This window comes from Candidatus Desulfofervidus auxilii, from assembly GCF_001577525.1.
Taxonomy (GTDB): domain Bacteria; phylum Desulfobacterota; class Desulfofervidia; order Desulfofervidales; family Desulfofervidaceae; genus Desulfofervidus; species Desulfofervidus auxilii.
In genome coordinates this window covers 1,662,406-1,676,723 of record NZ_CP013015.1, presented here as the reverse complement: position 1 = coordinate 1,676,723, position 14,318 = coordinate 1,662,406, and the positions used below count along the sequence as shown (strand labels likewise).

At 35.5% G+C, this 14,318-nt stretch carries 13 protein-coding genes and 2 tRNA genes; 4 read left to right on the top strand and 11 right to left on the bottom strand.

Annotation, left to right across the window (positions count from 1 at the left end; genetic code table 11):
* Positions 1–3: 3 nt before the first annotated feature.
* Complete coding sequence (acs, locus tag HS1_RS08410; RefSeq protein WP_066063858.1) at positions 4–2,061, top strand: acetate--CoA ligase; 2,058 nt, start codon at positions 4–6, stop codon at positions 2,059–2,061.
* A gap of 36 nt (positions 2,062–2,097) precedes the next feature.
* Entirely contained in the window at positions 2,098–3,159 is a 1,062-nt protein-coding gene (locus HS1_RS08405) for a DRTGG domain-containing protein (protein WP_066063855.1), read from the top strand.
* A gap of 64 nt (positions 3,160–3,223) precedes the next feature.
* Here the strand turns inward: HS1_RS08405 and HS1_RS08400 are convergent, their stop codons facing one another.
* Positions 3,224–3,475 carry a hypothetical protein gene (locus HS1_RS08400; protein WP_156469429.1) on the bottom strand — a complete coding sequence of 84 codons (252 nt, stop codon included), beginning with the start codon at positions 3,473–3,475 and terminating at the stop codon, positions 3,224–3,226.
* Positions 3,476–3,558: 83 nt separating this feature from the next.
* Between HS1_RS08400 and rimO the strand changes: the two genes are divergently transcribed.
* Entirely contained in the window at positions 3,559–4,857 is a 1,299-nt protein-coding gene (gene rimO / locus HS1_RS08395) for a 30S ribosomal protein S12 methylthiotransferase RimO (RefSeq protein ID WP_066063850.1), read from the top strand.
* A gap of 33 nt (positions 4,858–4,890) precedes the next feature.
* Here the strand turns inward: rimO and HS1_RS08390 are convergent, their stop codons facing one another.
* From HS1_RS08390 to HS1_RS08350, 10 genes are all read right to left on the bottom strand, one after another.
* Positions 4,891–5,076 carry a hypothetical protein gene (locus HS1_RS08390; RefSeq protein ID WP_066063847.1) on the bottom strand — a complete coding sequence of 62 codons (186 nt, stop codon included), beginning with the start codon at positions 5,074–5,076 and terminating at the stop codon, positions 4,891–4,893.
* Between the two features lie 76 nt (positions 5,077–5,152).
* Positions 5,153–5,443, bottom strand: a complete 291-nt coding sequence (locus HS1_RS08385; protein ID WP_066063845.1) for a DEAD/DEAH box helicase family protein — start codon at positions 5,441–5,443, stop codon at positions 5,153–5,155.
* A 5-nt stretch (positions 5,444–5,448) separates the two neighbouring features.
* Positions 5,449–6,435 (bottom strand): virulence RhuM family protein/type II toxin-antitoxin system death-on-curing family toxin, encoded by a 987-nt coding sequence (locus tag HS1_RS08380; protein ID WP_066063842.1) that lies wholly within the window; start codon positions 6,433–6,435, stop codon positions 5,449–5,451.
* Between the two features lie 48 nt (positions 6,436–6,483).
* Positions 6,484–7,503, bottom strand: a complete 1,020-nt coding sequence (locus tag HS1_RS08375) for a hypothetical protein (RefSeq protein WP_066063839.1) — start codon at positions 7,501–7,503, stop codon at positions 6,484–6,486.
* Entirely contained in the window at positions 7,493–8,452 is a 960-nt protein-coding gene (locus HS1_RS08370; protein WP_066063836.1) for a DNA methyltransferase, read from the bottom strand. Before HS1_RS08370 ends, HS1_RS08375 begins: the two co-directional genes overlap by 11 nt.
* 31 nt (positions 8,453–8,483) lie before the next feature.
* The gene (locus HS1_RS08365; protein ID WP_066063833.1) at positions 8,484–9,068 is read right to left on the bottom strand and encodes a DNA methyltransferase; all 585 of its coding nucleotides are present in this window, start codon (positions 9,066–9,068) and stop codon (positions 8,484–8,486) included.
* 2 nt (positions 9,069–9,070) lie between these two features.
* On the bottom strand, positions 9,071–10,213 hold the full coding sequence (locus HS1_RS08360; RefSeq protein ID WP_066063830.1) for a Fic family protein: 1,143 nt from the start codon (positions 10,211–10,213) through the stop codon (positions 9,071–9,073).
* An 83-nt stretch (positions 10,214–10,296) separates the two neighbouring features.
* A complete protein-coding gene (locus HS1_RS12870) occupies positions 10,297–10,629 on the bottom strand; it encodes a JAB domain-containing protein (RefSeq protein WP_156469427.1) in 333 nt (110 codons plus the stop codon).
* Positions 10,630–10,690: 61 nt separating this feature from the next.
* Positions 10,691–10,783 (bottom strand) — tRNA-Ser (locus HS1_RS08355).
* Between the two features lie 5 nt (positions 10,784–10,788).
* A tRNA-Ser gene (locus tag HS1_RS08350) sits at positions 10,789–10,881 on the bottom strand.
* Positions 10,882–11,301: 420 nt separating this feature from the next.
* Between HS1_RS08350 and HS1_RS13770 the strand changes: the two genes are divergently transcribed.
* Complete coding sequence (locus tag HS1_RS13770; RefSeq protein WP_066063825.1) at positions 11,302–14,304, top strand: FAD-dependent oxidoreductase; 3,003 nt, start codon at positions 11,302–11,304, stop codon at positions 14,302–14,304.
* Positions 14,305–14,318: the final 14 nt, after the last annotated feature.

Sequence of the window (14,318 nt, the reverse complement as noted above, 5' to 3'; positions counted from 1 at the left end):
AAAATGGCAGAAGAAAGGATTTATGAAGAATTTGGACAGTACATAGTGCCCTCTTCTTGGAAAGACAAAGTGTGGGACATTAAAGAATATCAGAGATTTCATGAAAATACTATTAAGGATAAGAAGGCTATTGAGAACTGGTGGGAGAAATGGGCAAATAAGCTTTTTTGGTTTAAGAAGTGGGATAGGGTTCTTGATGATAGCAATCCTCCATTTTATAAGTGGTTTGTAGGAGCAGAAACAAACTTATCCTATCTCTGTTTGGATTGGCAAATTGAGCAAGGGAGAAAGAACAAACTGGCCTTGATTTGGGAAGGAGAACCTTATGATGAAACAGTCAAAAAACCCAAGGAGCTTAAAAAATTTACCTACTACGACCTTTATCAGCAGACAAACCGCATTGCTTATGCTTTAAGGGAAAAGTTGGGTGTTAAGAAGGATGAAATCTTGACATTTTATATGCCTATGATTCCCGAACTTCTCCTTTATATGTTGGCAGTGCAAAGACTTGGAGCATCACATAGTATTGTCTACAGTGGATTCAGTGCCTTGGCTCTAGCTGAAAGAGCAATTGCGGCTGGCTCACGCATAATTGTTACTGCGGACGCTCTATATAGAAGGGGTAAAGTAAAACCATTAAAAGAGATTGTGGATGAAGCTGTAAATATTTGTGAAAAACGGGGGCACAATATAGAACATGTCATTGTAGTTAACCGAACAGACAGGCCAGGTATACCTTGGAAGGAAATAAAAGATATTTGGCACCATGAATTTATTAAAGATATTCCCGAAAATGCAAGAATAGAACCAGAAAGGCTCAAATCAGATAGTATCTCTTATATCCTTTATACATCAGGCACTACTGGAAAACCAAAAGGTGTTCAACATAGCATTGGTGGTTATGCCGTGGGGTTATGTGCTACTATGAAGCTTATATTTGATATAAACGAAGAAGACATTTATTGGTGTGTGGCTGATATTGGGTGGGTCACAGGGCATTCTTATATCGTTTATGGACCGCTAATGACAGGCACTACTACCATCATGTATGAAGGTGCACCGGATTACCCTTGGCCTGACAGATGGTGGGATATTATAGAAAGATATGCGGTTACCGTATTTTATACTACACCCACGGCTATAAGGATGTTGATGAAATTCCCATTAGATCTTATAAAAAAACACGATTTGTCTACTTTAAGAATTATCCATTCTGTAGGAGAACCTATCAATCCAAAGGTATTCCACTGGTACTTTAAGAACTTGGGGAGAGAGGATGTGGTTGCCACAAGCACCTGGTGGATGACAGAAACAGGCCAGATATTGACAGGACATTTCCCAGGTTTAGGGAAAATCTTTCCCCTTAAACCAGGAACAAATGGTTTCCCATTACCTGGCGTAAAAATGGAAGTCTTGGATGTAGATGGAAACCCTTGTAACCCTGGAGAAAGGGGTTATCTTGTAATATCTACTCCCTGGCCAAGTATGCTTACGACATTATATCAAGACCCTGAGAGGTATATTGATGTTTATTGGTCAAAATTTACAAAAAACAAACAGTGGCGGTTTTACACAGGCGATTATGCGGTAAAGGATCAAGATGGATACTTATGGGTTTTGGGAAGGGCAGATGATGTGCTTAAGGTTGCAGGTCACCGAGTAGGAACTGCTGAAATAGAGTCAGCTATGCTTATGCATCCAACGGTAGTGGAGTCTGCTTGTATCGGAAAACCACATAAGTTAAAAGGAGAAGTGCCCTGTATTTTTACTGTGCTTAAACAGGGAGTTAGTCCAAGCCCAGAGCTTGAGACAGAATTGAAACTGCACTTAAGAAAGACCATTGGCCCTATTGTGGCCTCAGATGCCATTATTCTTTTTGTGGAGACAGTCCCTAAGACAAGAAGTGGAAAGATTATGAGAAGATTACTTAAGGCAGTTATTACAGGACAGAAGTTAGGAGACATTACCACTTTGGAAGACCCAACAGCCGTTAAGGAAGCAGAAAGGGCTTATCAATATTTAAAGGCAGCAGTAGAAAGAAAAGAAGAGAAAAATTTTTAAGCCTTGAATTAGTAGTTAATATGGAGGAAGAAAATAATGAAAGTAATTTATATTGGATCAACGGTGCCCTTTTCAGGCAAGGGGCTTATTACCTTAGGAATAGGGAAATATTTTCTGGAAAAAAAATTGAAGGTCGGTTACTTCAAACCACTTGGAACTACTCCTTACCGGGTAGAAACTGATATCGTTACTGATAGACTGGCCTATTTTATCTATCAGAGCTTAGGACTTAAAGATGATTTGTCTTATATATCTCCTGTTCTTTTAGATTATGAATTAATGGTAAAGGCTGTGCGAGGAGAGATAGGAGAATTAATGTCAGAGGTCAAGAAGACATTTGAAGTTATCGCCACTAGAAAAGACATAGTTATAATAGGCGGCTCAGAAACAGTATGGCAAGGGGCTTTTCTAGGAATTTCTGGAGTAGACATAATAAGGGCATTAAATGCTCAGCTTATCCTTGTTGATAAATACACAGGAACGTCTTTTTTAGATAATATCACCGAAATTAAAAAAATATTGAAGGAAGATTTCCGGGGAATAGTATTAAACCATATAAAGGAAGAGCAGAGACTAGACATCACAGAGTTAATTGTTCCTTGGTTAGAAAAAAGAGAGATTCCGGTGCTAGGTCTCATACCTTATGATAGTTTCCTTAGCGCTGTAAAGGTGTCCGAATTGAATGAGAAACTAGGAGGACAACTACTTTCAGGATACCAAGGTGCCAATAACTTTGTGCAAAATTACCTTGTAGGAGGTATGGAAGTAGACAAGTTTACTGAATACCTTCGTAATTCCCTAAACCCAGGTGTAATTGTAGGGGGTGATAGGGCAGATATTCAATTAGTAGCTATTGAAGAAGGGGTAAAGTGTTTGATACTAACTGGTAATCTCATTCCCAACAATATTATTCTCTCAAAAGCAGACCAGAAGAATGTTCCCATTATTCTTGTGGGAGATGATACTTATACAGTGGCCCAAAAGGTCCGAGACATTGCTGCCCGTGTAAGTCTTAAAGAAAAAGAAAAAGAAGAAAGAGGGCTAGCACTTACGCAAAAATACCTAGATTTTAAACGGTTAGAGCAAGTTTTGTTATAAATGAATTAATTACCTTAAACTTCGCCTAACTTTTCTCACTATTACCTGATTTTCGCCAAGAAGGTCAAAAAAATTTATTTTCTCCAGAAATACCATTGCTTTTTAATCCAGAGTAAGTTTGTCTAACTGTATCCTTGGCCTGTCTGCGTGCAACGCACAGGCAGGTAGGCAGATAAAGTAAAGATATCAAAAAGCCTCTTTGTTTCTCAGACAGCCTTGTTATTTTCTTCAAAACCTTATGGTTAGGATATATAAACACCAATTCTTCAATGTCCTCAAGTTCCCACATCATCCTTTCAAAACTTATCTTTACCATTAAGCTTAAAGTCAGGATAAGGGTGAAAAGTTTGCAAAATGTGAAAATATTTATTATAGCAATAAGATATTTGTAAAGGTAAGATGCAAAAAGTATACTTTCTCTCCCTAGGCTGTCCTAAAAACTTGGTAGATAGCGAGATTTTATCTGCCTTACTTTATGAAGCAGGTTTTGAGATTGTGGAAGAACCAAAAGAGGCCAAAATATTTCTCCTAAGCACCTGTGCTTTTATTAAACCAGCTATAGAAGAATCCATAGAGGCCATTTTAGAACTTGCGCAAAAAAAACAACCAGGGAAAAAATTGATTGTTATTGGATGTCTAGTAGAGCGTTATCGAGAGAAATTAATAAGTTTGTTCCCTGAAGTAGATGCTTGGTTTGGGCTTAAAAGTTTAGCTACATTGCCTAAGTGGTTAAAACAGCCATTTTTGCCTTGTTTGCTCTTAGGAGGTTCAGGTTGGCAGCAAGAGCACTATCTAAAACGTCTGCCTTCAAATCCTTTTACTGCTTATGTCAAGATTGCGGAGGGGTGTTCCAATCATTGCACCTTTTGTACCATCCCAGTCATAAGAGGGAGGTTAAAAAGTAGACCCATAGAGGATGTTTATGAGGAAGTAGAATTATTAGTTGCCCAAGGAATAAAGGAAGTAATTCTGGTAGCCCAAGAAACCACTGCTTATGGAATAGATATTTACGGAAAACCGTGTTTATCTAAATTAATTCAGCAACTTGAAAAAACAGGTGTTACCTGGCTAAGGGTTCTTTATACCCACCCTAAGCATATTCCTCCGTTGATAGAGGTCTTTTCTACCTGCCAACACCTCACTCCTTATCTGGATATTCCTATTCAACATATAGATACTAAGGTGTTGAAGGCTATGGGACGAGGCATGACTGAAAAGGAAATAAGGCAAACCTTGATTCAATTGAGAGAAGAGCTACCAGAAGTAAAATTGCGCACCACGGTAATGGTGGGGTTCCCTAACGAGACCCAAGTAGCCTTTAAAAAACTCCTTTCTTTTCTTAAAGAAATAGAATTTGACCATCTGGGTGTATTCAAATATTCTCCTGAAGAGGGAACACAGGCCTTTAAATGGGAAGATAGAGTGCCTGAGGGAATGAAAGAACAGAGGTATCAAGAAGTGATGGAGCTTCAAAAACAAATAGTGCGTAAAAAGCACAAAAATTACATTGGTAAGGAACAACCTGTTTTTATTGAAAAATTAGAAGAAGATTGTGTGGGAATGGGACGAACACCATGGCAAGCACCAGAGATAGATGGTCAGGTTTATATTACTAAAGGAGCATTTTCTTTAGGTGAGATAAAAAAGGTAAAAATTACAGATGCTAATGATTACGATTTAATAGGAGTCATAGATTAAAAAATGGCGGTGTCTGTTGGAAAAAATTCGAACCTATTTTAATATCTTATTTTCTAATGCCTCCTCAAATTCTTTTTCTAATGTTTTATTATAGAACGGCAATCCCATTAGTTTAAAGTACTTATTCTCAAATTTCAAATCCGTATCCGCCTTATTTTCTATCTCAAGTAAAAATTTTTGTTTCCAACCCTCTTGTGATAATTCAAATCGCTTATTCATATCATATGTCCAACCCCTTTAGGTTCAATAAAAATCTGATAAATACTAATAACCTTGTTCCTTTTCTTCAAAATCATTATGAAATCTGGCTCAAATGGCCTGCCTTCGTCAAAATCAAAAACTTGGAAAAACTTTTCATTATAAGCGTCTTTCCACTTCCGGTCGCCATATGGAAAAGTAAGTGAGCCGGCCATTGCCTTTTTTGATATTCAGAAAAATAAAAATCAAACCGACCCAAGGCTTCTTTTTGATATTCCCGCAATTCAAACTTCGGATTAAGGTTCTGTGCTATCCCATCATCTACGCGACTGGTAAAATAATCTGGCCCAAAAGATTCTTTTAAGGCATTAAGAGTTTCATAAAGCATAATCTTTAACTAATTAAATTTGTAATGATTTTAATTAAAATATCCTTATCTTTTGGCTCGCTAACCGCAATTAAAAGAGTTAAAGCAGTTAAAGCATTGTCATTGATTTTTCTTTCGCGGTTTTCTTTATAAAGAAAATTATTTTTATCCAGAAAATAAACAAATAAAAAAGAGGCGATGCGTTTATTTCCGTCAATAAAAGGATGATCTTTTACAATAAAATACAAAAGGTGGGCAGCCTTTTCTTCCAGTGATGGATATAATTCTTTGCCTTTAAATGTTTGATAAATATTTTTTATAATTCCTGCTAATCTTCCTTCGTTATCTTGACCAAATAAATCACTTGCTTCTTTTTTACTTATTAAATCTTTTTTTATTTCTTTAATAATCCTTTTTGCTTCTTCATATTCTAAAACAAATTCCGCCTTGGATTTTTTTACTAATTTTATTCTACCTTTGTCATACTGCTCAAGAAGACTTAAGGTTTTAGAATAATTGGCAAGTAAATCTAATATTTCTTTTTCCTGACCAGTTAAAAGTTGATATTTAGATTTCTTTTGCAGAAAGTCAATTGCACTTTGTAATTCTTTTAACCTACTCCGCGTCTGCAAAAGGCGCTTTTTGTTTATGGCATATCCTTTTAATAAATATCTTTTCAAAACATTGGTTGCCCATTTTCTAAAATGGATAGCCCTTGCTGAATTGGTCCTATACCCAACCGCTAAAATTACATCTAAACTATAAAAAGCAACCGGTTTATCAGAACCAGCAATGTGCAATTTTTGCACATTGCTTTTTTTATCCACTTCTTTATCTCTAAAAATATTATTAATATGCTTCGTAATAACAGAACGCTCTTTGCCATAGAGACGAGCAATTTCATCCTGCCTTAACCAAACAGTTTCTTTTTCAAATCGCACCTCAACCTCAACCTCATTTTTAGGAGTTTTATAAATTACTATTTCGCCTTTTTGGAAATTATTTTTAGCCATAATGTCTAAATGATTCTTTTATTGAATTAAATGTTTGGTGGAGCATAGTTATTTTTGTATACAATGTTGAAGAAATACCATTGCTAAATTTAGCATCAAACGAGCATTCTTTTCATTGGCATATTGTTTCTTAGGATGGGCTATACCAGTTTCTTGTCTTTGTCTGGCAAAAACTGATTCTAAATTGTCAAAAATCTTCTGCGTGAAAAAATCATCAGGTATTAGTTTCTTCTTTTGAGCGATCGGAATTAATTTAGAAATTTCTCCCTTACCGGTTTTCCCATTAACTACAATTTGTAAAAATGCTTGAATAGCAGAAATAACATTCGTAACACAATTGCTATATCCCTGAGGAGTATTTTTTCTATACTCATCAAATGCATCTGATAAAATTTTACTAACCTCTGTCCATTTTGAATGTGATAAATAATTTAAAACAGGCTCATAAATTTCCTTAATTATTTTCTCTTCTTGCCGGGGTGCAAAACCTTGTCCTGTTAAATAAAGATTTATTCCAAAATCAGTAAAAACTTCGTTCAAGTCTTTGCGAAATTTATCAAATTCTTCCCACCTCCAATTTTCTAACCTTTGATTATATTCCTCTTCTGACTCTCCTTCTTTCTTATGTATTGTTCCTTTTGCTCTTTCAGGAATTAATAAAAGGGAATATAAAGAGAGTAACTCCATTACAACATTTTCGTCTTGATTCATAAAAATTTCATAGAAGTCATGGCATGCTGAATTTAATGTGTTATCCTCTAAAAAATTTTTAGCATAGCTCTTAGCTTTATACTTATGATTAAGAGCCGCTATCGAAAAATAAATTCTTTTCTTCTTTTTCCCATTCTCCGGAGGTTCTCCAAAAAATTTATAATAATGGATTTTTCTTGATAGATAATATCCTTCGTATTTAGTTTTTATATCTTTGTCAAAAAAATACCATTCTAAACACTTCCAAATTTTATATTTCTCATCACTACTTAAAGAATTCCAACTCCTTAAACCAAAATCAGGTTTTAATTCTTTTTTTGCTTTTGGATTTAATTCACTCCAGAGTTTAAAAGTCATAGTCATAAAACTCCCTATTCAACTTATTATCCTTCTCACTTACCCCATATTCCTCATCATCAATCTCGCTGTAATTGACATAAAGGTGGTTTTTATCTAAACACTCAAGCAAAAATCTTTTCTGATCCTCAATAGACAACTCTTCAAAATTCTTTGCATGTTCATCAATAGTTTTCACATCGACCTTGTAGCTTAAAAAAGCTTTTTTCTTCATTGTCTCCCAAAGCTTTTTAAGTTCCTCTTTTGTTTTTGCCTTCTGGATTTTCTCAACAAAATTTTGGTTCCATTTTAGGAGTTCTAGATAGACAAAATCGCCACCTCCTTTCCAACCAACTGCTTTTGAAATACCAGTTTGATCGCCGTTAATCACATTTTTCAACCTAACAACTGCGCTATTTTCTCCATAATCGAGCTGCTCAACTCCAATGTATTGACGACCCATTTTGTGGGCAACAGCACAAGTAGTTCCGGTCCCCATAAAGAAATCTAAGATAATATCATCCTTGGTAGTAAACATCTCCAGAATTCTTTTAATAAGTTTTTCAGGTTTTTTGCCTCCAATTAAACTAACTCCGCCTTCTTGGAAGAGATTATTAAAAGAAATATCTTTCCAGAAATCACATAATAATCTATCTAATGTTAACCCATCATCTGTCTCTTTTAAACCTTCTTTCAAAAAATGTACTTTTCTTCCTTTGTAAATAATAATTTTTCCATCATCCGTCCATTGAAATTTATCTTTCCGGTATTTTTTAATATTTTTATATTTTCCAGCATCAATTAACTGAAATATTCTGTTAGAATTATCAATAATCCATTTAGTAAATCTTTTATCGTCTAGATCAGCTATTAATCCTTCTTCTTTTAATTTTTGAGATAAGGGTATTATTCTCCCCTTTCCATTGGTTCTTCGATATTCTCGAGGTAAGATCCATAATGCGTATCCCATTTATCCGCCTTAACATAAACAGGTTTAACCTCTATTTTTTGTCTGTTTCTAGCATATACATGTAGGTAGTCTTTACTCCTTCTGGGGGACTAATTCGCAAACTAATAGTATTTATAAAATTGTCTCTACCAAAAATTTCATCCATTAAGACTTTTAAGTATGCTTGTTCGTTATCATCACACTGAACAAAAATCACTCCATTATCTTGTAATAAATTCCTCGCTACTTCTAATCTATTCTTCATAAAAACAAGCCAACTAGAATGATTAAAAGCATCATTATATTTAAACTCATCATTTCCAGTATTATACGGCGGGTCAATGTAAATCACATCTACTTTTTTAACATGAGTATAATTCAAGACAGAAAGAGCATGATAATTATCTCCTTCAATAAGTAAATTTACCGGTTTCTCTTTATCAGTAATATCAGTAATTATCTCCTTAGTTTTTACCTCTTTTAGAACTGGAAGTTTCTCCCTGCACATCTTAACCACATCTTCTGGTTTATCTTCCCCCACTAAACCATACTTTTTTCTTTTCTTTAATTCTTTCTTTAGCCGTTCAATTTCGGCTTTTAGTTTTTCTATTTCAGATTGTAAATTTTTATCTGTCACAATTACTTTTTAAATAAATCTAAATACTTCCATAAAACAAAAAGGCGATTACGGGAATGGCCGGTTATTTCTTTAACGAGTCCTGCTTTTAAAAATTTACCGAGAAGAGAGTTAGCAGTATTAAAAGCAACATCAAGTTCCGTCTTGATAGTTTTCACGTCTACAATGGGTTTAGAAAACATAAAAAGCAAAGCTCGATGACCAAGCTTTGCCTGGCGCCCAAACTTCATAATCTCTCTTTCATATAATTGACGAAGCTTAATAATCTCTTCAAAAATATCTATCCCTTCTTTAGAAATAGTAATAACCCCTGTAAGAAAAAATCTTAACCACTGCTCAATGTTATTGCTTGTTCGGACTAAATTAAGAGAATCATAATAAGATGCCCTGTGTCTTTCAAAAAAACTTGAGAGATAGAGAGAAGGTTTTTTTAAAAACCCATAATCAATAAGTTGCAAAGTTATAAGAAGACGACCAATTCTTCCGTTACCATCCAAAAATGGATGGATAGTTTCAAACTGGTAGTGTGTCAAGGCAACTTTAATCAGTGTAGGGATACTTAACTTTTTATTATGCCAAAATTCCTCTAAATCTTTCAAAAGGTCTGGGATTTCTGTATGATGCGGTGGAATAAAAATAGCATCCTGCAAACTTGAACCTCCTATCCAATTCTGGCTTTTTCTTATATCTCCTGGTTGCCTTTCCCTCCCTCTCACTCCGGAAAGTAAAATTCTATGAGCGTTCTTTATCAACCTCATACAAAGAGGGAGCTTCTCAAGCTCTGAGACTGCGTAATGAATTGCCTTGATATAATTCTGCACCTCTCTCCAATCATCTCTTTTTTCAGGGATTATTTCTTCTTCAGGAAGAATCGCCTCTTCTACACCAGTCTTTGTGCCTTCGATTCTGCTAGAGAGCGTTGCTTCTTTAACTACATGCATTTTTATAAAAAAATCAACATCAGGAACCAACAAAGAGTAGGCATTAAACTCTCCTACCAAACGCACTGCTTCCTCTAATAATAAAGTGATTCTTTTATCCTCCCATTCAAATGGTTTATTAATAAATTTAGGACTAAAATATTGATACTCATAGTCCTTTCCTTGAAAGCATTTTTTATAAATACCTACCTCAAACTTTTGCATATTTATTATCGCCGTTAAATTGAAATAAATATCCTTTTTATTTCAAGTTTAGACAATAATTTGAAATAAGTCAATTTTATATTTCAAGTTTGTTCCAGTAAGCCTTTTTCTTTAAAACTAAAAAATCCATTTTTTACTACAATAATATGGTCAACTACTTCTATGCCCATAATTTTACCAGCTTCTATCAATCTTTTAGTGATTGTTATGTCATCTTCTGATGGTTCTGGGTCTCCTGAAGGGTGATTGTGAGCTAAAATTATTTGAGCGGCTAAATTTCTTACTGCTGGTTCAAAGACTTCTCTAGGGTGGACTAAACTGGCATTAAGAGAACCAACCGAAATAATTTCTCTTTTGATTTCCTGATTACGGGAGTCAAGAGATAGACCCTTTTGCTTTCTTAATTTTTTTAAAATTTTCTATTATTTTTTCTATTATAATGATAAACAATAATCCAAAAACACAGAAATTGAATATTGGCGGAGAGAGTGGGATTCGAACCCACGGTGAGGCTATTAACCCCACACTCGCTTAGCAGGCGAGCGCCTTCGTCCACTCGGCCATCTCTCCTCATTTGGCGGAGGGAGCAGGATTCGAACCTGCGGAGTCCCTTTTAAGGACCCAGCGGTTTTCAAGACCGCCGCCTTAAACCACTCGGCCACCCCTCCCCGCCTGCCAATGTAGAATTTTCAAAGAAAAAAGTAGCATGGTTTTTTATCTAAGTCAAGATTTTTACTTTCCCAAAATCTGTGATAACTTTAAAAGAAAACGGTCAAATATAGTAACTGACCTTACACACAGCATGAAAATTGTTTTTTCGATTTTAACAGGCTGTTGAAAAAAAAATCAGATGCACATTAAGACATTTTTTTTCCTTTCAACCAACTCTACTTTTTAAAAAGATTAGTGAAGTTAACCTTGAGGTATTTTCTTATTCCACTTATTGAACGCCAAAAATCCTTAATTCATCAATGTTTTTAAAGATTGACTTCTAAATTCTGGGGAATATCCAAGGGAGTTTCTCTTGACAAACATGATAAGATGTTTAAAAAATGATTTTTTAAATTAAATATAAGGAAGCTTGAGAGATGGATAAGATATTGGTCATTGGAGCGGGAATAGGTGGTATTCATGCAGCCTTAGAATTAGCAGAGGCAGGGTATTATGTTTACTTGGTAGAAAAATCACCTTTTTTAGGTGGTTTGATGGCTCAAATTTTTAAAACATATCCCACCTGCTTTTACTGTCATATTTATCCCAAACTCTCTGCCTGTATCAATCATTTCAATATAGAAGTCTTGACTCAGACACAAGTAGAAAAAGTAGAGGGAGAAGCAGGGAACTTTCAGGTAACCCTTATTCAAGGTCCGCAATATGTAAATAATAAATGTAATGCTTGTGGTATTTGTGCTTCTAAATGCCCTGTGAAGGTAAATGACCCCTTTCTGAGGAAACTCCAATCTAGGAAGGCCATTTACTTGCCTTATGCTTCTGTTTTTCCCAATAGATATGTGATTGATACCAAAAATTGTTTATTTTTCACTAAAGGTGAGTGTAAGGAATGCGAACGGGTTTGTCCTGTTCAAGCTATTGATTTTAATGCTCCTCAAGAAGTCCGCCATTTAAATGTAGGGGCAATTATTTTGGCCAGCGGAGCCAGGCTTTCTGATGCCTCTATTTATGATGCTTATAATTACCTCAAATTACCTAGTGTTATAACTAGTATGGAATTTGAACGGTTAATAAAAAATTCCATCGCCACTCTCGGAGATTTGGTGAGGCCTTGGGATAGAAAAAAGATTCAAAGAGTTGCCTGGCTGCAATGTGTAGGTTCAAGAGATGTGACCAATAATCATGGTTATTGCTCCAGTGTCTGTTGTATGTATGCCTTAAAAGAGGCTATCGTAACCCAAAAACGAAATATTCAGGGAAGTATTTTCTTTATGGATTTAAGGGCCTATGGGAAAAAAGGTGAGCAATATTTAACCAAGGCCAAAGAAGCAGGGGTCCGGTTTATTCGTTCCAGGGTTCATGCCATTTTAGAAAGTCCTGAAAATGGAAATGTGATAGTAAGATATGCTTCTCCTGAAGGGGGGTTGAAAGAGGAGGAGTTTGATTTGGCGGTCCTTTCTGTAGGTTTTTCCCCTTCTCCAAAAATGGTAGCATTAGCCCAAAAAACAGGTATTGCTCTTAATCATTATGATTTTGTGTCTGTAGATATGTTAAGACCTGTTCAAACTTCCAGGGCAGGAATTTATACATGCGGTGTATTCCAAGAGCCCAAGGATATTTTAGATACCACTATTCAGGCTAGTGCCGCGGCTGCTGAAGCATCTCTGGTTTTAAAAACCCCTGAAAAGGTTATTGAACCTTATCCACCTGTTTTTTCTCAAGAACCCCGTTTAGGTGTATTTATTTGCCAGTGTCAGGGTAGTATAAGTGATATAATTAAGATTGATAAAATATTAGAAGACTTAAAACAATTGCCTCAAGTAGTATGTGCTAAAGCACATTTTAATCTGTGTAGCTTGGAAGGAAGGCAGTTTATAAAGGAAAAAATCAAGGAATTCAAGTTAGACCGCATGGTAATCGCTGCCTGCAGCCCCAGACTTTATGAAACACATTTTAAAAAGATTGGAGAAGAGGTAGGGTTAAATCCTTATTTGATAGAGATAGCTAATATTCGTGAACAATGTGCTTGGGTCCATGCAGACTGGCAGGAAGCAGCTACTGAAAAGGCCACAGAGATTATCAAAATGGCGGTGGCTAAAATTGCTTTAGAAAAACCTTTACTCAGAAAAAGACCTAGTGTTTTTAAGAAAGGTTTAGTGATCGGAGGAGGCATTGCCGGACTTTCAGCGGCACTACATTTAGCCAAAAGAGGAATAGAAGTTTATCTGGTGGAAAGGACTGAACAATTAGGTGGTATAGCCAAAAAACTTTATTTTTCTTGGCAAGGAAGAAATATTCAAAGCTTTTTAAAAGAATTAATTGAACAGGTGGAAAAACATCCTTTAATTAAGGTGTTTAAAAAAACAGAAATTGTTGAGACCAAAGGCAAGGTAGGGGCATTTACTACTATCTTAAATACCCCATCAGGAAATCAGGAAGTCCATCATGGAATAATTATTATAGCTACAGGAGGTAAAGAGGATAGACCAGCAGATTATCTCTATGGAAAACATTCCCGAGTTTTGAGTCTTTTAGAGATAGAAGAAAGGATTGCTAAAGGAGATAAACTTTTACAAAATAGCAAAAATGTAGTTTTTATCCAATGTGTAGGTTCAAGAGATGATAATAGGCCTTATTGTAGTCGGGTCTGTTGCACTCATTCTTTGAAAAATGCTATCCAATTGAAAGAAAAAAATCCCGAGATAAATATATATATCCTTTATCGGGATATAAGAACCTTTGGTTTTAGGGAGGACGTTTATCGAAAAGCAAGAAACAAAGGAATAGTATTTATCCGTTATGACTTGGATAAAAAGCCACAAGTAGAAATGGAGGAAGGTGGGTCACAGTTAAAAGTAAAGGTGTATGACCCAATCTTAAGAGAAGAGCTTGTGATAAATGCAGATATTCTTGCCTTGGCTTTGCCGATCATACCATCCTCAGAAAACAAAAAATTAGCACAGATATTAAATATACCCTTAGACGAATTTGGTTTCTTTCAAGAAACCTTAAAGGATTTAAGTGTGGTGGATACCCCTGTGGCAGGCATATTTATCTGTGGCTTGTCTCAAGGCCCAAAATTTATGGAAGAAAGTATTGCTCAGGCTATGGCTGCTGCTAACCGTGGGGTTTTAATTCTATCTAAAGATGAGATATTTTTATCCCCTATTGTTTCTCAAGTCGTTGATGAAAATTGTGATGGATGTGGTTATTGTATTGACCCTTGTCCTTATAATGCGCTTTCACTTATTGAATATATAAAAAATGGTGAAATAAAAAAGACTGTGGAGTCAAATCCGTTTTTATGTCAAGGATGTGGAATTTGTCAAGCCACTTGTCCCAAAAAGGGAATATACATTCCCAATCATAGCCTGGAGCAGTTTTCAGCTATGATAGATATGGCTTTGAAATTGAGTTAAAAGGGAGGTATAAC